General features: G+C 38.9%; 16 protein-coding genes and 4 pseudogenes. 16 read left to right on the top strand and 4 right to left on the bottom strand.

The window, feature by feature from the left end; translation table 11 throughout:
- Positions 1–198 (top strand): annotated as a pseudogene (locus AC3CAU_RS15380) (hypothetical protein); the annotation flags it as partial.
- 16 nt (positions 199–214) lie between these two features.
- Here AC3CAU_RS15380 and AC3CAU_RS15375 read toward each other — a convergent pair.
- Positions 215–407 (bottom strand): annotated as a pseudogene (locus AC3CAU_RS15375) (DDE-type integrase/transposase/recombinase); the annotation flags it as partial.
- 6 nt (positions 408–413) lie between these two features.
- Between AC3CAU_RS15375 and arsH the strand changes: the two are divergent.
- Positions 414–908, top strand: a complete 495-nt coding sequence (arsH, locus tag AC3CAU_RS15370) for an arsenical resistance protein ArsH (protein WP_010117055.1) — start codon at positions 414–416, stop codon at positions 906–908.
- 167 nt (positions 909–1075) lie between these two features.
- The gene (locus AC3CAU_RS15365) at positions 1076–2164 is read left to right on the top strand and encodes an ArsO family NAD(P)H-dependent flavin-containing monooxygenase (RefSeq protein ID WP_062032166.1); all 1089 of its coding nucleotides are present in this window, start codon (positions 1076–1078) and stop codon (positions 2162–2164) included.
- A gap of 327 nt (positions 2165–2491) precedes the next feature.
- Here the strand turns inward: AC3CAU_RS15365 and feoB are convergent, their stop codons facing one another.
- From feoB to AC3CAU_RS15350, 3 genes are read right to left on the bottom strand one after another with little or no spacing between them, the layout of a single operon-like run.
- A complete protein-coding gene (feoB, locus tag AC3CAU_RS15360) occupies positions 2492–4321 on the bottom strand; it encodes a ferrous iron transporter B (RefSeq protein ID WP_139880836.1) in 1830 nt (609 codons plus the stop codon).
- Positions 4311–4571 carry a FeoA family protein gene (locus AC3CAU_RS15355; protein ID WP_004665962.1) on the bottom strand — a complete coding sequence of 87 codons (261 nt, stop codon included), beginning with the start codon at positions 4569–4571 and terminating at the stop codon, positions 4311–4313. Before AC3CAU_RS15355 ends, feoB begins: the two co-directional genes overlap by 11 nt.
- 11 nt (positions 4572–4582) lie before the next feature.
- Positions 4583–5863: a cation efflux transmembrane domain-containing protein gene (locus tag AC3CAU_RS15350; RefSeq protein WP_138001017.1), complete on the bottom strand. Its 1281-nt coding sequence runs from the start codon at positions 5861–5863 to the stop codon at positions 4583–4585.
- Positions 5864–5953: 90 nt separating this feature from the next.
- Between AC3CAU_RS15350 and cadR the strand changes: the two genes are divergently transcribed.
- The 13 genes and pseudogenes from cadR to AC3CAU_RS15285 all read left to right on the top strand — a co-directional run bounded on the left by cadR (position 5954) and on the right by AC3CAU_RS15285 (position 18807).
- Complete coding sequence (cadR, locus tag AC3CAU_RS15345) at positions 5954–6346, top strand: Cd(II)/Pb(II)-responsive transcriptional regulator (RefSeq protein ID WP_004992253.1); 393 nt, start codon at positions 5954–5956, stop codon at positions 6344–6346.
- Positions 6347–6488: 142 nt separating this feature from the next.
- Positions 6489–6899, top strand: coding sequence for a hypothetical protein (locus tag AC3CAU_RS15340; protein WP_131367341.1), 411 nt, complete (start codon positions 6489–6491; stop codon positions 6897–6899).
- Between the two features lie 49 nt (positions 6900–6948).
- Positions 6949–8316 (top strand): TolC family protein, encoded by a 1368-nt coding sequence (locus tag AC3CAU_RS15335; protein WP_447054541.1) that lies wholly within the window; start codon positions 6949–6951, stop codon positions 8314–8316.
- A 1-nt stretch (position 8317) separates the two neighbouring features.
- Positions 8318–9553 carry an efflux RND transporter periplasmic adaptor subunit gene (locus AC3CAU_RS15330; protein WP_016165561.1) on the top strand — a complete coding sequence of 412 codons (1236 nt, stop codon included), beginning with the start codon at positions 8318–8320 and terminating at the stop codon, positions 9551–9553.
- Positions 9543–12701 (top strand): efflux RND transporter permease subunit, encoded by a 3159-nt coding sequence (locus tag AC3CAU_RS15325; protein WP_016165560.1) that lies wholly within the window; start codon positions 9543–9545, stop codon positions 12699–12701. Before AC3CAU_RS15330 ends, AC3CAU_RS15325 begins: the two co-directional genes overlap by 11 nt.
- An 85-nt stretch (positions 12702–12786) precedes the next feature.
- Complete coding sequence (locus AC3CAU_RS15320) at positions 12787–13686, top strand: cation diffusion facilitator family transporter (RefSeq protein ID WP_447054542.1); 900 nt, start codon at positions 12787–12789, stop codon at positions 13684–13686.
- Between the two features lie 191 nt (positions 13687–13877).
- Positions 13878–14456, top strand: coding sequence for a LexA family protein (locus AC3CAU_RS15315; protein ID WP_447054543.1), 579 nt, complete (start codon positions 13878–13880; stop codon positions 14454–14456).
- A gap of 24 nt (positions 14457–14480) precedes the next feature.
- The gene (locus tag AC3CAU_RS15310) at positions 14481–15776 is read left to right on the top strand and encodes a Y-family DNA polymerase (protein ID WP_447054544.1); all 1296 of its coding nucleotides are present in this window, start codon (positions 14481–14483) and stop codon (positions 15774–15776) included.
- Between the two features lie 65 nt (positions 15777–15841).
- Positions 15842–16231: a DUF192 domain-containing protein gene (locus AC3CAU_RS15305; RefSeq protein WP_447054545.1), complete on the top strand. Its 390-nt coding sequence runs from the start codon at positions 15842–15844 to the stop codon at positions 16229–16231.
- A 259-nt stretch (positions 16232–16490) separates the two neighbouring features.
- Positions 16491–17195 carry an IS6-like element IS1006 family transposase gene (locus tag AC3CAU_RS15300; protein ID WP_001067784.1) on the top strand — a complete coding sequence of 235 codons (705 nt, stop codon included), beginning with the start codon at positions 16491–16493 and terminating at the stop codon, positions 17193–17195.
- 38 nt (positions 17196–17233) lie between these two features.
- A pseudogene (locus AC3CAU_RS15295) lies at positions 17234–17668 on the top strand (recombinase family protein); the annotation flags it as partial.
- A 26-nt stretch (positions 17669–17694) separates the two neighbouring features.
- A pseudogene (locus tag AC3CAU_RS15290) lies at positions 17695–17802 on the top strand (IS3 family transposase); the annotation flags it as partial.
- Between the two features lie 231 nt (positions 17803–18033).
- A complete protein-coding gene (locus AC3CAU_RS15285; RefSeq protein WP_447054546.1) occupies positions 18034–18807 on the top strand; it encodes an acetoin reductase in 774 nt (257 codons plus the stop codon).
- The last annotated feature ends 42 nt before the right edge of the window (positions 18808–18849 follow it).

Raw genomic sequence — 18849 nt, 5'->3', positions numbered from 1 at the left:
ATGGTAGCTTCGGCTACTATTCATGAATTATTACTATTTATTTTCGAATCTGTAAAACTAAAAAAGCTTAATTTTTGGTCTATTTTTATGCAGTGGTTAAAAACATGCTTATCGCTGTTTTTATCGTTTGCTATTCTTTTAGTAGGATCGGCTGCTACTACTTCGTCTGTACATCATCGGTGTTTAATGCCATCTGAATAGATGCATGTGGCATAGCCGTCTTCATCGATTTGAATCCTAAAGTGGCCCTAATGATCCGCTTTAGCTTGCCATGATTACATTCGATCACGTTATTTTTATACTTAACCTGCCTGTGCTCAAGATCTGGTGGACATTTTCTTTCCCATTTTAACCGTGACAAAGCACCTCCATATGTGTGCTTTATCTGTATCTATCACTTGTGGGGCCTTCCTTTGCCAGAAGATGCGGATACTGAGCATCCAAAAGTAAAAGAACTGCATGAGCTTCTTGCATGGTCTGAAGGTATGGTCTGGTGTTCACCTGAACGTCATGGTTCTATGAGTTCCATTTTTAAATCACAAATAGACTGGATTCCACTTGCAGGAGGAGCAATCCGTGCTACCCAAGGTAAAACCCTTGCCTTGATGCAAGTCAGTGGTGGATCACAGTCATTTAACAGCCTGAACCAGATGCGTATTTTGGGGCGGTGGATGCGGATGATCACCATTCCAAATCAGTCTTCAATTCCGAAAGCTTTCTTGGAATTCGAAGAAGATGGACGAATGAAGCCTTCAGCTTTCTATGACCGGATTGTGGATGTCATGGAAGAGTTATTTAAGTTCACTCTACTGACTCGTGGTCAAAGCAAATACCTGACTGATCGTTATTCTGAACGCAAGGAATCGGCTGAAGAGTTGTCCAAGCGTGTAAATCAGCGCAGTTTATAAATGCTGGATGGTATTAAATACTGCGCCTCATTGCCAGGTCAGTAACACTTTTATGCTGTACCGATGAAGTGCTGTTAAAGGTACAATGAATATTGTAAAAACCCAGTCTTCATGATTGGGTTTTTACATTAAAGAAGTCAGAGATAAATAAGGAAAAGGTGAAGGCTTTGAACCAGAAACAGACTGAAACTGATGTGATCATTATCGGTGGTGGGCAGGCCGCTTTATCTACCGCTTATTTTTTAAAGCGCAAGAAAATCCCATTCATTATATTGGATGAGCAAAATCAAGCGGGGGGTGCCTGGCTGCATACCTGGGAGTCATTGCGTCTTTTTTCTCCTAATACCTGGAGTTCTCTATCCGGTTGGATGATGCCCATCACTGAACAGACCTATCCAACACGAAATGAGGTGATCCAGTATTTATCGGCTTATGAACAGAGATATCAATTTTCGATTGTTCGTCCAGTACATGTCGATCGTGTGGAATCGAAGGGAAAGTATTTAGACGTATATGCTGGAGAAAAGTTTTGGCGAGCCAAGGTGGTGGTCAGTGCAACAGGGACATGGCGCCAGCCGTTTATTCCTGATTATCCGGGACAGGAAAACTTTCAAGGCACGCAGTTACATTCAGCCCATTACCTGAATGCAGATCCATTTAAAGATAAGAAAGTCATCGTGGTGGGTGGGGGGAATTCGGGCGCGCAAATACTCGCTGAGGTTTCACAAGTTGCTGAAACCATTTGGGTCACAAAAACTCCGCCTCAATTTTTACCTGATGATGTCGATGGTCGAGTACTGTTTTTAAGAGCAACTGAGCGTTTAAAAGTACAACAAGAAGGAAGAAAAGTTGACCAGCCAATAGGTGGCCTAGGTGATATTGTGATGATCGATAGTGTCAAAGAGGCAAGGAATAGAGGAGTCTTACATAGCCGTCCACCTTTTCAATCTTTAGCTACAGATGCAGTTATTTGGCCAGATGGAAAAAAAGAGAAAATTGATGTGATTATTTGGTGTACTGGATTTAAGGCTTCATTAAATCATCTAAAAAGTATAGATATAGTAGAGCGAGATAACTTTGTAGAAGTTCAAAATGGAAGGTCTATTAAGTTACCTAACTTGTGGTTAGTTGGATATGGAGATTGGACAGGTATGGCATCTGCAACATTAATTGGCGTTTCTAGAACAGCGAGAGCTACAGTAGATGAGATCTTCACTTATCTACAAGAAATTAATACTAAAAAATTTTCAGAATAATTATCCATATCGAGTATAAGAATTTTAGAATCGGTTTTGTGTCTAGGCTACTGGGAGCATTCCAATATTTTGATTATTATTTCACTAAAAGTGTCTACAAGATCATGCTATTCATTAAGCCATAATTTTTGATATTTAAACCTAATTTCATGAATTGCACTAAAAAGAGGGAACTCTTTCATAATTTATAATTAAATTAGAAGTTTTCTTAGGAAGCTGTTTAATATTATTGATATCTATACAGTTTTTCTTGTAAAAGCGCTTCATTTATAGTGAGTATTTCAATAAAATAAGGGAGCTAGCTCCCTTATTTTATTCATTTGCTAATTAAAAATTACTCGCAACTTGATATGTGATGAATGAAAAGATGTAGGCTAATGCAAACAAATAAGTTGCCATAATGATGGGCTGTTTCCAGCTGCCAGTTTCTCGTCTAATTGTTGCTAACGTAGCAAGACAATGGGGAGCAAAAATAAACCATACCAATAATGATAAACCTGTGGCTAACCCCCATCCATCCGGGCCTGAAATTTGACTTAACAGACTTTGAGTTACTGTATCTTCATCACCTGACATCGCATAAATCACCCCAAGAGCAGCAATTACAACTTCCCTTGCTGCCATAGCAGGAATGAGTGCAATACATATTTCCCATGTAAACCCAATAGGCGCAAATATAGGATGAATTAAATGTCCTAACTGACCAGCTAAACTATAGTTAATGGCCGGCATGCTTGCATTATCTGGTGGTTGAGGGAACGTGACTAGCACCCATAACAAGATAGACAGTGCAACGATAATGCCACCAACTCGTTTTAAGAAAATAGTTGCCCTATCATATAAGCCTAATGCAATATTTCTAATATCTGGAATTCGGTATGTGGGAAGTTCAAAAATAAAAATACTTTCAGTTTTATCTTTTCGAACCAATTTCAGAAAGACTGAAACTAATAACGCTGAGACTATTCCCGACATATAAAGACCAAAAAGGACTAATCCTTGCAGACTTAACCAGCCGTAGATTAATTGGTTCGGAATAAATGCCGCGATCAATAAAGCATATACTGGCAATCTTGCTGAACAGGTCATCAAGGGTGCAATCATAATTGTTGCTAATCGGTCCCGTTCAGAGCTGATACTTCTGGTTGCCATAATTCCGGGAATGGCACAAGCAAAACTGGATAGCAGAGGAATAAATGAACGGCCGCTAAGCCCGGCTTTAGACATTAATTTATCTAAAAGAAATGCTGCCCGGGGTAAATAGCCTGACTCTTCAAGCATTAAAATGAAGAAGAATAAAATCAAAATCTGAGGCATATATGCAAGCACGCTACCTGCACCAGCAATTACCCCATCCACAACCAAGCTTTTTAATAGAGGATGTTGGATTAGTGGTCCAATAAAATCACTGAGCCATGCGACAAAATTTTCAATGAATTCAATAAAAGGCGTTGCCCATATAAATACCGCCTGGAACATCACAAACATGGTTAAAGTTAAGATTACTAAACCCAATACAGGATGTAGAAAAATTTTATCTAGAAATGCGGTTCTTTTATCACCACTGTCATTATTTAAAATAACTTGTTTGGTGATTTGTTTGACCTGTTCAAAATGACTTAATTCAGAATGATAAGGAGTAATAAAAAGATTTTTTTGATCTAATTGATTAATTAAATCTTGAATTCCTTTTGTTTTAACTGCGACAGCTTCAACTACAGGGATACCTAACAGTTGAGACAGTTTATCCTTATCAATGGAAATACCACGCTTTTTGACCTCATCCATCATATTTAATACAAGAATCATAGGGCGATTTAGAGCACGAACTTCGAGAACCAAGCTCAAATGTAAGCTTAAATTTGTGGCATCTACAACGCATATAAAAATATCGGGTAGAACTTCACCTTTTAGCTCGCCCAAACAAACTGCCCTGGTGACTTCTTCATCTAAACTACTAGGTTTTAAACTGTAAGTTCCGGGTAAGTCCAATACTCGTACTGCATCACCAGAAGGTAATTTAAAAGAACCTTCTTTTCTTTCTACGGTAACTCCAGCATAGTTGGCAACTTTTTGTCGCGTACCAGTAAGCGTATTAAATAAAGAGGTTTTTCCACAATTTGGATTACCGACTAATGCAATGTTCTTAATCTTCATTGGATACTAACTCTACAAAAATTCTTTCAGCTTCATTCTTTCTTAATGCGAATCTTGAAGTTTCAATTTGAACTAAAACAGGATCTCCGCCAAAAACACCTTTAGCGAGTACTTGTAGAGTTTCACCCTCTCTAAAACCTAATAGTTGGAGCCGTTCCAATACGGGATCAGTGGTATGACTGTATTGATTACCTTTTTTGAGATCTCTAATTTTGACGATCTGATTTTGTTTAACTTGAAATAGATTCATTTTCGATACTCTTACTTCAAAGCCAAAATCTTTCGAGCACCATTAAGCACGAATAAAGAAACCAGGATGCCAATGATTAAGTCTGGGTAAGCTGATCCCGTCCACGCCACGAGTACACCGGCAAATATAACGCCCATATTTACGACAACGTCATTCGCCGAGAAAATCCAACTGGCTTTCATATGTGCGCCATCTTCTCGATGACCAGAAATAAGATATAAGCATGTCACGTTAGCTATAAGTGCGAGCAGGCCAATAACAATCATGAGCGTTGATTCTGGCTCGCTTCCAAACATGAATCGTCTAATGACATCAATAATCACGATGACAGCAAGTAATAACTGAATCCAACCTGCGAAATGGGCTGCTTTCACTTGATATTTCGCAGCTTTTCCGACGGCATATAGCGCAATACCATAAACGGCTGCATCGGCAAACATATCTAGAGAATCAGCAATCAATCCTGTAGACGCAGCAATAATTCCGCTGATGAATTCTATAAAGAAAAGTAGAGCATTAATGCCTAATAACAGTTTAAGTACTTTAGCTTGTCTCACAGGATCAGGTTCATTAGGTATATCGCCTGAAGAAAGCTGTGTTTCATCAAGTTTCGCCCCAAAACCCAGTCCTTCGAGTTTAGCCGTAATTTGCTGAATCCCTTCATTATGGAAGACTTTCAGTTTTCGATTGGGAAGATCAAAAGTAAGACCTTTAACTGCTTCAATATCTGCAAGAGCCATACGGACCATTTGCTCTTCAGCAGAGCAATCCATTTTAGGAATGGTATAGGTACTTGTTTGCTTAGCCTGTTGATTGCTTATATAAGTTTCAGTCTTCACAAGCTTTGCACCAAAACCCAAAGCTTCAAGTTTGGTAGTTATATTTTCATCTTTTTGATTATGTAGAACCTTTAAAGACCGGTTAGGTAAATCAAAGATGAGTTTTTGAACACCATCAATTGAAGATAGCGCCATACGAACCATCTGTTCTTCCGCAGAACAATCCATTTTGGGAACTAAGTATTCACTCATGTAGTGCGAATTTTTTAAAACGTCTTCAGTGCTTAAATTTTCTTTGGGATCAGAACCACAACAGGATTGAGCGGTATCTTCACAACTGTTTGAAGTGTTACAGCAAGGAGATGAAGATTTTTCTTCTTCCTCTTCACCACAACAGCTAAGCGTATTATTACAATTCTTTGAATTGTTTGCTTCTGCAATTGATGGATGATTTTCTTGTTGAGATTTCTTATCTTTGCATGGTGTTTCTTTACTACATCCACAACCACTCATAATTATACCCATTAAAAAAATTTATAAACTTTGAATATTAGAATCCCTATAGTTACTATAGAGTCAAGATTTTTTGGAAATACCAACTCAATGCATTTAAAAATTGGTGAACTCTCTAAAAAAACCTCATGTTCAGTATTAACAATTAGGTTTTATGAAAAGGAAGGTTTAATTCCGGAACCGGAAAGAACGGAAGGAAATTACCGCCTTTACGATGTAGGCTATGTTGAGCGAATTAAGTTTATTTTAAATTGCCGAACTTTAAATATGAGTTTGAATGAAATTCGTCAATTACTCACCTATAAAGATAATCCCAAGAAAAATTGTTCAGATGTGAATGAATTAATTGACTTACATGTCAGTGCTATCAGGGAAAATATAATCAAGCAACAAAAGCTTATTGAACAACTATCTGATTTAAGAGGTACTTGTGATGGCTTATGTACAATTGACCAATGTGGAGTTCTAAAAAATCTAGCTTGATTATCTAGACCTATGCTTTTTTCAAAAATTCTGTATATCTTTACTTAAGGCTGCAAAAAGTTTAAGGTTACTCAAATTCTGTGATCAGATCTTTGATAGATCTGGACAGCTTCTTATTGGTGTTTTAAATACAGATTTGTGTATGAAGAGAAAAACATTTCTAATCCAGATATTGGTACTCTTATTCACATTCCAGAATATTTGGAGTGTGGCAGAGGCTGCGTGTCTGCATGAAATGCCAAACATACCCAATTCAATACTCTCTAATCCAATCGATTTAGACGAAAAGAGTGATAGTCCTCGTCAAGCACTTTATTCCTTAGAAAACTATAAAGAAATCTATGACTATTGTCAGAAGGTTTGTTTTAACGAAAAGTGCAGTCATTTCTCAAATACAATCGTGATTCAGATTGACCCACCCGATGATCTGAAGCTTAAAGCTAATTTTGAGACCGGCATTACCCCAACTTATTTGGGAATAACTTTTTATAAATCCCCTTATCTGAATCAATTAACCCCGCCTCCCGATTTGCCCCTACTATTGGTGGGGTAGTCTTATAAAAGCCCACCACTCCTAATTTCATTATGCGTGGGGCATTTTCATGTCAAAAAACAAATTACATCAGGATACCTCCATCCTGAATTTATCCTGGTCAGCCTTAGGTAGCGGTATCTTGCTATCTGCAATGATCAGCTTCAGTACTTCCGTAGTCGCCAGTACTCAAGATTTAACGCTGCAGCAAGCTATTGAGCAGGTTAACCAATATCAAGCGTCCCAAAATTTCTGGGAAACGCAAAATAGTATTAATGCCACGAATCTTCAGCAAAGTAAGCTGTTTAAAAATCCTGAATTGTCAGTTGAACAAACGGGCTTTGGTTCAAATAATGAAAAAGAGCTTGCCATCGGTATATCACAACCTTTGGATATTTTTGGTGAGCGAAGAGCAAACCAAAAATTAGCCAGTCTCTCAATAGATAAAACAGCGCTGAAACAGAAGATTTATCAAGCACAAATTGAGCTTGCAGTGAAATATGTATGGTCGCAACTGGCCATTGCCGAACTTGAAAAAAACATTGTCAATGAACAACTTCGGGTGAGCCAAGAAAACCTTCAAGCAATCGAAAAGCGCTTTAATGCAGGCAGTATTGCCCAAGTAGATGTGAATCGCGCACGTTTAAGTCATGCTGAAAATATCCGTCTTTTTAGACAGGCCGACTTACAGGTACAAGTGGCAACCCAACAATTATCAAATTTATGGGGAACCTCTGATAAGTCATTGAAGGTAAACCTCTCTTCGCAAAAGCTTTGGCCAAAATCGACTCATGGGCAGGTTCAAGAATATTTAGCTGATAACTACATTGAGAAATATCGGGTTTTACAGCTGTTAGAGTCTCAAGCAACGGTTGATCAGCTGAAAGCAAAGTCACGTCCTAATCCCACCTTAAACCTGGGTGTTAACCGCACCCAATCCTTGGAAAACTCCACACAAAATCAACTGGTGGTTGGAGTCAGTGTACCGCTCAATATTTTCGATCGTCAGCAAAATGGCATAAAAATCGCGCAAGAAAAAATGAACTTATTAGAGCGTCAGAAAGACTTTTATCTAAAGCAAAATGCGCTGCAAATAGGCACAATTTTAACCGAGTTGCAGGGTTTAGAGCTGCAATTCAAAGTCGTTGACGAGACTCAAATTCCTTTGGCGACTCAAGTTCAAAGTAAGACGCTACAAGGTTTCTTGGCAGGCAAGTTTGCTTTAACCGATGTTCAGCAAGCCACGCTTCAATTACAAGACATCCGTCTGCGTAAAGTCCAGTTGTTACGGGATGGCTGGCAAAAGGCCATTGAAGCAGAAAGTTTGAGCTTAGGCATTAGCCCAAGTGAAGTCATGTCGAAAGATGCTATTGCACAAATCAATCAAAATTTATGGCAAGACATACAGGCCATGCCTGTCATTGGTGGGGGAAATTAACATGTTCGATCTTAAAAACAGCTTAAAAAAACAGAGCGGAAAAATCTCTCAACCCCTACTGATTAGTTTGGTCATCGGCGCTACCGTACTCCTCAGTATTTTCTTGATCTTAACGGGTAAGAATAAATCTGAAACATCAGATGAACATGCCGAGGAAGAAGGGGGAGAAGAACATGGTGGTGAAACCGAAGAGCATGCAGAAGGTGTGAGCCTGACTGCCAAGCAACTGGTGGAACAGGGCATACAATTATCAGCGGTCGATCAAGGCCCGGTGGTTAAATTAAGTTCTTATCCTGCCAAACTGAATGTGAATACTGACCAGCAAGCGCACGTCTCACCGAGTTTTAGTGGTCATGTAGAAAATGTCTATGTAGAACTCGGTCAAAAAGTTCAGAAAGGACAGCCTTTGGCTGCGTTGCTTGTTCCTGATCTAGTTGATCAGCAGGCCAATCTTAAAATTGAACAAACCAACCTTGAACTGGCGAAACAAGACTATGATCGTGAGCGTCAGCTTTGGTCACAGGGCATTTCAGCAAAACAGGACTATCAACGTGCTTATAACAGCTATAAACGGGCACAAATTCAGGTTCAAGCGGCCCAATCACGTTTAAGTGCATTTGGTGCAGTGAATGCCAGTAACGGACGCTATATTTTGAAAGCTCCCATTTCTGGCGTGATCAGTAAAAAGGATTTGGTTCTCGGGGAAAATGTTCAGTTAGCCGATCAACTCTTTACGATAGACCGGTTAGATCAACTCTGGCTTGAGTTTATTGTTCCAAATTCTGAAATTATGGGCTTAGCCCCGAATCAAAAGATCGAATTTAAATCCTTGCAAACGGAAAAGGTCTATCAGGCTGTTATTCAGACTTTAAATACTGAAGCGGATATTCAAACAGGCCGTCTTCAGGTGCGAGCAAAAGTTGAATCGAATGCAACCGAATTACGTCCAAACTTGATGGTAAACGTACAGTTGCAACAACGCAGTGAAAGTACCGCATTACGGGTACTTAAGTCCGCAGTTCAGAATGTCGATGGAAAAGATGTGGTTTTTGTCGCCACTCAGCATGGACAGAAAGTTGAATTCAGTCCGCAACCGGTGAAATTAGGGCAATCGTCTGGGGATAGCCAGTGGATTGAAGTGGTAAATGGGCTTAATCAGGGACAAAAATATGCCGCTCAAGGCAGTTTCTTACTGAAATCTGAGATGGAAAAAGGAGAGGCTTCACATGAGCACTAAAAGCCCTCACATTCCAGACCACGAATCGGTAAAACCTGAAGGGCTGTTTGATCGGCTGATCCAATTTTCTATCCATAACGCCATTTGGATTATGCTGTTTATTGCAGCCTGGATTGCTATTGGTATTTATAGTTATCAAAAGTTACCGATTGATGCTGTACCGGATATTACCAATACTCAGGTGCAGATTAACACTTCAGCCAATGGCTTTACGGCTTTGGAAATGGAACAGCGGATTACCTATCCAATCGAGAATGCCATGTCAGGCATGCCGAAAATGGAACAAACCCGTTCGATTTCACGCTACGGCTTATCGCAAGTGACCATCATTTTTGAAGATGGCACGGATATTTACTGGGCCAGACAGCTTATCAACCAGCGCTTGCAAGAAGCAATGGGAGAAATGCCTGAAGATGTGCAACCTAACATGTCGCCTATTTCGACAGGTTTAGGTGAAATCTATCAATGGGTGATTAAAGCCGAACCAAATGCTAAAAAGCCGGATGGAACCCCTTATTCGGCGATGGATTTACGTGAAATTCAGGATTGGATTGTAAGACCGCAATTACAGCGCGTAAAAGGCGTTGCGGAGATCAACAGTATCGGTGGCTTTAATAAAACCTATGTGGTTGCCCCTGATCTGAACCGATTGCAACAATTGCAAATTCCTTTGTCTGATTTACAAACTGCCTTAACAGAGAATAATGAAAACCGTGGTGCTGGCTATATTGAGAAAAATGGACAACAGCTAACGGTTCGTGTTCCCGGCACTTTAAACACGATTGAAGATATCCAGAACATCAGTATTGCCAATAAAAACGGCTATCCGATTCGGGTGGCAGATGTCGCCAATGTCTCAATTGGTCATGACTTAAGAACAGGGGCTGCAACCTATAATGGTGAAGAAACGGTATTGGGTATTGCCATGATGATGATGGGAGAAAATAGCCGTACCGTTGCTCAAGCCATTGATGAAAAGGTGCAATCGATCCAGCAATCGCTACCTAAAGGTGTGGTGATTGAGACTGTGTATGACCGTACGCATTTGGTTGATCGGGCGATCAAAACCGTTCAGAAAAATTTGATTGAGGGTGCAATCCTCGTCATTGTTATTTTATTTCTCTTTCTAGGTAATTTCCGTGCTGCGCTGATCACGGCTTGCGTTATTCCACTGTCAATGCTGTTTACCTTGACGGGAATGGCAGAGCAGAAGATTAGTGCAAATCTGATGAGTTTAGGGGCACTGGACTTCGGTATTATTATTGATGGTGCAGTGGTTATTGTAGAAAACTGTATCCGTCGGCTAGCAGAAGCTCAGAAGCTGAAAGGTGGTTTACTTAGCCGTTCTGAAAGATTTAAAGAAGTCTTCTTGGCTGCAAAACAGGCGCGTCGTCCTCTCATCTTTGGACAGTTAATTATTTTGGTGGTTTATCTACCTATCTTTACCCTGACGGGTGTAGAAGCCAAACTTTTCCATCCTATGGCAATGACGGTTGTACTGGCCTTAATTGGGGCCATGATTTTATCTGTCACTTTTGTGCCAGCCGCAGTTGCCCTATTTGTCACTGGAGAAGTCAAGGAAACCGAAAGTCGCTGGATGCATTGGCTTAAAACCAAATATGAACTGCTTTTAGATAAAGCCTATGAGCTTCGTTTATTTGTGACTATTGTGGCTGCCTGTATTTTAGTGCTTACGGGTGTGCTAGCCACTCAAACAGGTAGCGAGTTTGCACCTCAACTGGGTGAAGGTGATTTTGCTGTTCAGCAAATGCGTTCCCCAAGTACAGGGTTAGAACAGTCACTGAGAATGCAGGAAAATACTGAAAAGTTACTGTTGAAAGAATTTCCTGAAATTAAAGCGATCTTTGCCCGTACCGGTACAGCAGAAGTGGCCACAGATGTTATGCCACCCAACATTTCAGATGGCGTGGTACTGTTAAAACCTCATGATGAATGGCCTGATCCAAAACAAACGATTGATGAGCTTCGCCAAAGAATGATTACTTTCTTAGCGACATTGCCGGGAAATAACAGTGAGTTCTCGCAACCCATTGAACTGCGCTTTAACGAGTTAATTTCAGGGGTGCGAAGTGATGTGGGTGTCAAATTATTTGGTGATGACATGGAGATTCTAAATCGCGAAGCGAATAAAATTTCTCAAAAAATTAACTCAATTTCAGGCGCGACAGCCGTTAATGTAGAACAGACCAGTGGCTTACCCTTGTTGAATGTAGAGGTGGATAAGTCCAGAGCTGCACAATATGGCTTGTCGGTAAGAGCAATTCAGGATCTGGTAGCTACAAGTGTCGGTGGCCAGAATGTTGGAACAATTTTACAGGGAGACAAGCGTTTTGATTTTGTCATCCGTCTAGATGAATCCCAGCGTAGTCCTGAACAGTTAGCGGTACTTCCTATTCAATTGCCGAATGGTGGTTTAGTCCAACTGCAAGATGTGGCACGCGTTGAAAATATCCTGGGTATTAATCAGGTCAGCCGTGAAAATGGTAAACGTCGAGTGGTTATTACTGCAAATGTAGAAGGACGTGATTTAGGCTCATTCGTAACAGAGCTTCAGAGCACGTTATCCAAACAGGAATTACCAAGCGGTTATTGGATAGATTATGGCGGTCAATTTCAAAATCTGATGTCTGCAAAAGCGCGTATGCAATTGGTGGTTCCGCTCGCATTGTTGACGATCTTTATTTTATTGATGGCTGTATTCCATAATATCAAAGAAAGCTTACTGGTCTTTAGTGGTGTACCGTTTGCCTTATGTGGAGGCTTAATCGCGTTGTGGTTGCGTGACATTCCATTATCCATGTCAGCAGGGGTTGGCTTCATTGCACTATCGGGGGTGGCTGTACTGAATGGCTTAGTCATGCTTACCTTTATCAAAGAGTTGCGACAACAATATGACCTTTATTATGCAACGTGGCAGGGTGCAATTTTGCGTCTTAGACCTGTGCTGATGACAGCTTGTGTGGCGTCCCTTGGGTTTGTCCCGATGGCTTTGGCAACCGGAACTGGGGCAGAAGTACAGAGACCTTTAGCAACAGTGGTTATTGGAGGAATTATCTCCTCTACCCTGCTTACATTGGTTTTATTGCCCGTACTGTACCGCTGGATGAATGAAAAGAAAGCTTCTTAATCCATTAGATTAAGCAATTTTTAGCAGAGATATTGAGCCTGTCTCAAGTATCTCTGCTAATCATGGATTGAATAAGGAAAATTTTATGTCAGAACATCATGATCATAGCCATGCGGTTGTTACTGAAGGAAATAGTAAGAAATTAATGTTTGCTTTGGGTTTAACGACTACTTTTTTAATAGTAGAAGTTGTCGCTGCTTTTATTACCCAAAGTTTAGCATTACTGTCTGATGCCGCTCACATGTTTACTGATGTAGCCGCATTAGCTATTGCTCTTGCTGCTATCAAAATTGGTAAAAAAGCCGCAGATGATAAAAGAACTTTTGGCTATCAGCGATTCGAAATTTTAGCGGCTCTGTTTAATGCAGTGATGCTTTTTGTGGTGGCGATATATATTGTCTATGAAGCTTACCAACGTTTTACGAATCCTGCTGAAATTCAAAGTATTGGAATGATGATTGTCGCAGTCATTGGTTTGGTCATAAATTTGATTTCAATGAAAATCCTTTCTGCGAGTGCTGAAGGAAGTCTAAATGTGAAAGGCGCATATTTAGAAGTTCTTAGTGATGCACTGGGATCGATAGGCGTGATTATCGGAGGAGTGGTCATTTATTTTACCCAGTGGATGTGGGTAGATACCTTAATCGCTGTGTTAATTGGCTTCTGGGTCTTACCTCGAACTTGGGTTTTATTAAAACAAAGTATCCATATTTTGCTTGAAGGGGTTCCTGATGAGATTGATATTGAGTCGTTAAGAAATGATTTATTGATGCTAGAGGGTGTTAAAGGGATTCATCAGTTGAAAGTCTGGGCTATATCTTCAAAAAACATTCATTTAACTGCTCATTTAGTTGCTCCTAATAGCGATCCAGATCAGCTCTATCAAAAGGCCTTAGACGTTCTAAAACATAATCATAGTATTACTGAAATTACGTTACAAATAGAAAGTACGGAATGTAATACATTGGAACAGCATAAACATTAATTAGAATGTTGTTTATTTTCTGCATGAAATATACATCTCCCCTTTTTGTTACTCAGTTAAACTTTAGGGGGAGCATTTAAAAATTAATATCATTATTAGTATCACCGTATAACCACTCATCACTTTTCTATTGTTATTCCAAGGATTTAAAGTTTACTATTTGATTTTGTCACAAAATCAAAGGGGCTTTTATGAATGGAAATAAAGGTGGTCATAGGGAAGGTGCAGGAAGGAAGGCAATTTACAATGAACCAACTAAGACTATGCGTGTACCAGTATCACGTATTGTAGAGATTAAGAAGTTCTTAGCTAGTAATAAAAAGACTACTTTAAATGATGTAGCTTCTATTACGTTAATTAATCCTTCAACTTTTAAACGTATTCCTTTAGCTTCTGAAAAAATAGCTGCTGGTTTTCCATCTCCCGCACAAGATTATATTGATAAAACTTTAGATATGAATGAACACCTTGTGAAAAATGAAGCTGCAACATTTGTTGTTAAGGTAGCTTCTCTTTCCATGCGTGACGCAGGAATTGAAATTGATGACGAGCTTCTAGTGGATCGTAGTCTTGAAGCCAAACATGAGGACATTGTTATTGCCTTAATTGACAATGAGTTCACAGTCAAACGGTTAATGGTTGAAGGTGATAAGTGTTGGCTTAAAGCGGAAAATCCAGATTATGACGATATTCACCTTAAAGATTGCCAAGAATTATTGATATGGGGTGTAGTGACTTTTGTCATTAAGCCATTTAGGAAACACAAATAATCTAATCCTATCGGTTTAACCTACATGGAAAGTCAAAATAAAATCTTTGCTTTAGTAGACATTAATAACTGTTATGTAAGCTGTGAACGTGTCTTTAATCCAAGTCTAAACAATCAACCAGTAATCGTATTATCTAATAATGACGGTTGTGCTGTGGCTCGTTCACAGGAAGCTAAAAATTTAGGTATAAAGATGGGTGTACCTCTTTTTCAGCTCAAGGATCTTGTAGAGCAACATAACATCACAGTTCTTTCGAGTAATTATGCTCTATATGCGGAAATGTCCCGCAGATTTATAAAAGTCCTATCTGAATTTGTTACACCTCAAGAACAAGAAATTTATTCTATTGATGAATGTTTTTTAGATTTAACTGCCTATGCTTCAAATTATGATTTAACTGCCTATGCTCATTTAATTCTAGATCGGCTCTTACGTTGGCTAGGTTTGCCGGCCTGTATTGGAATTGGACGGACTAAAACAGAAGCAAAAATGGCTAACCATATCGCCAAAAAGAATAGTTATTTAAAGGGTGTATGTAACCTTGTTTCAATGGACTATTGCTCAATTGAAAGCTTATATCAAACTATAGAAGTGAGTGAAGTGTGGGGCGTTGGGAAAAAACATACTGAAAAGTTGAATAGCCTAAGCATTAATACAGTTTTAGATTTTGTTTGCGCTTCACCCTTAATGATTAGAAATCAATTTTCTATTGTCATGCACAGAACATTATTAGAATTACAAGGAATTTCTTGTATTGAGATTGAACAAAGTCCAAAAGCTAAAAAACAGATAATTGCGAGCCGTTCCTTTGGCCAAAAGGTCTATAGCCGTGATGATCTTAAAGAAGCAATTACGCTCTATGTCCAGGATGCAGTAAGCCGTTTAAGAAGCGAAAATTTACTATGTGGCTGTATTCTTGGTTTTGTTCAATCTAATCCTTTTGATAGCTCTGAACCTTTTTACAATAAATCTATGTCATACACTTTGCCAGACCCATCAGACAATAGCTTATTACTAACTAAAATTGCTACGACAATGATTGATCAGCTATATCAGCAGAATATAGGATTCAAAAAATGTGGGGTTATCCTAACTTGTCTTGAACCTAAAGCTACTCATATCTATGACCTGTTCACCGACATGAATAAAGTTAAATCAAGTAATCAACTTATGGATTCACTCGATAATATACAAAATAGGTTTGGTAAGAAGAAAATAGGGTTAGGTGCCAGTATGTTGCCTAATAGAAATTGGAATATGTCACGTAATCAACTAACTCCCAATTACTTTAAATGGGATCAACTTATGAGTGTTAAATAATTAGTCATGACTAAGGAAAATTTGCTGCATTTGACTTGCTACTGGTAAACAAGGATTAACAGGAATTGAAATTAAAATATGCAGTATTTATAGCTTTTTTAATAATAGTGTCAGTTATGGCCTTTAAATTGGCTTATAACCCATACATTGATCACGATAAAGAAGTAAGGACATTTAACTTTAAAGATGAAAAATTAACGGCTCTTTATCTCTATAGGGAACATGATCAAGAAATAGGTTTTAAAGAAAATCCTTCATTAAGGCCTTTGGTTTTTACATGGAAAAAGCCAATTTATACTTGCTTTAATATGGTCAATGTACCTTATGACTTAGAGATATTTTTCTTTAATGCAGATAAAAAAATTATTGGATCGGCTGTAATGAAAAAGTTTTCTCCAAAACAATATTGCCCTAATGAAAAAATTCAATTTGCATTGGAAATATTAAAAAAATAATTCTTAAATTTTTTATCGAATTAAATAGATAAAGTAGATACCTGGTTATCATGGTCCTATGACCATAGTAACCAAGTTATCGGTATCAAATGGCTTATTGGAAAGAGCATGGTGAAGGTTCGACGGGACTTTTCAGTGTTGCTGTACTGTCTATGACTGTCCTTAAATCCATAAATAGGTGTCCACTCAATTTTGATGGCACTGTTGCAAATAACCACGAATGGTAAGCTGAAGACTGTTTTAGCTAAAGGTGCAGCATATGAATCCTTTCCATGGTCGGCATTTTCAGGGCGAAATCATTCTTTGGGCTGTGCGCTGGTATTGTAAATATGGCATTAGCTATCGTGAACTGCAGGAAATGCTGGCCGAACGGGGTGTGAATGTTGATCACACGACTATTTACCGTTGGGTTCAACGTTATGCTCCTGAAATAGAAAAACGTTTACGCTGGTATTGGCGTAATCCTACAGATCTGAGCTCGTGGCATATTGATGAAACCTATGTAAAAGTGAATGGACGATGGTCTTATCTGTATCGTGCAGTCGATCAACGTGGCGATACCATTGATTTTTATCTTTCTTCTAGACGTAATACCAAATCAGCATATTGTTTTCTTGGAAAAATTTTAAATAATGTGAAGAAGTGGCAAATTCCACAAGTGATCAACACGGATAAAGCACCCACATATGGACGTGCTTTATCACGGTTAAAACGGGAAGGTAAATGTCCACCAGACCTTGAGCACAGGCAGATTAAGTATAAAAATAACGTGATTGAATGTGATCATGGCAAGCTAAAGCGGATCATCAGGGCCACATTAGGATTCAAATCTATGAAGACGGCTTATGCCACAATTAAAGGTATTGAAGTCATGCGTGCACTACGTAAAGGACAAGCATCGTCATTTTATTATGGTCAGCCTCAGGGTGAAGTGTGTCTAATCAACAGGGTTTTCGGTCTCTAAGTACTTTTTAAAGGGAACATCATCGACTCAAATCTCTATTTGCAACAGTGCCGAATTATGTCCGGGAAGGGGACAGCGTGATTGTACATTCCATGGATCGTTTTGCACGAAGCCTAAAAGATTTGGTCACTGAAGTAGATAAACTGGTTAAACGAGGGATCGCCATCCAGTTTGTAAAAGAAAATATTACTTTTACGGCCCAATCCACCCCGATGGATAATTTAATGCTGCAACTGATGGGTGCTTTTGCACAGTTCGAACGTGAAATCATTCTGGAGCGGCAAAAGGAAGGAATAAAACTCGCCTCTGCTCAAGGGAAGTACAGAGGCCGGGTACATAAATTGAAGCCGGATCAAGCTGAAGCTTTGCGACAAGAATGGAAGGAAGGGAAGTACCCTTCAAAAATGGCATTGGGCCAGGCATTTGGAATTAGTCGCCAGGCGGTATACCGCTATTTAAAAGCCGGTGAATAACTCAATTGAAATTGGGGAATCAGACTGAATATATTGAAATGTTTTATAACTCAAAACGACGACATGGTTCCAATGGTCAACTTTCTCCATTAGATTATGAAAGGACCCATCAAAAGATGGTTATATGTGTCTAGAATTTTGTTGGCTATTCAGTAGCTTAGTAATAGAGATTCATAATTAATAAAGTAACACCTACCTACCCATAATTAATTTCAGAAATACTACCTCCTATGATCAGTTTTTCCTAAAAACAGTAAATATAATCCAAGAAAATCCTAATTTTTTTAACTATTTTAAGATGAGTAATTAATAAATTTCAAAGATATAAAAATTATTTTTAAACATGGATAGTGAAGAGGTTAGAGATGGTTCATAAAGTTGCTGTAGTTACAGGTGGCGCTTCTGGTTTAGGTAAAGGTATTGCTGAAAGACTAGGAAAGGATGGGTTTAAGTTAGTTATTTCAGACGTGAACCAAAAATTTCTTGATGACACCCAAAAGGAATTTATAAATAAAGGATATGAAGTTATAACCTTAAAAGGTGATGTCTCTATTCAAAAGGATCAACAATTATTAGCACAAACGGCTTTAAATAACTTTGGTCGACTAGATGTCTGGGTCAATAATGCAGGAATTGAAAGTGTTGTTCCATTCTCAGATATCACCCAAGAACAGTTAGAAAAAGTATTTGCTATAGATGTGTTTAGTGTTGTCTATGGTATTCAGGCTGCTGCAGAAATCATGAAGACCCAAGATGGGATTGGCAAGATTATTAATGCCTGTTCAATCGCGGGCCATGAATCTTACGAAATGCTGGCCACTTATTCTGCAGCAAAACATGCGGTTCGTTCACTTACAGTGGCTGCTGCCAAAGAATATGCAAAACATAATATTCGTGTCAATTCATACTGTCCTGGTGTGGCAGCAACTTCAATGTGGGATCGTGTTGATGCAGCAATGGCTAAAGAATATGGCTGGCAGCCAGGAGAAGCCTTGCAGAAATTTTCAGCAGGTATTTTATGTGGTCGCACAGAAGAACCCGCGGATGTAGGTAATATTGTTTCCTTCTTAGCTTCTAGCGATTCTGATTATATTACTGGCCAATCAATTTTAGTTGATGGCGGTATGGTATTCCGTTAATTAAATTTCTTTTCCCCTAATAGTTCAAAAATAATATTCAAG

It is taken from the genome of Acinetobacter sp. GG23 (assembly GCF_057766365.1).
Note: the sequence above shows the minus strand (reverse complement) of the source record. Positions and strands in the feature narration are given on the sequence as shown.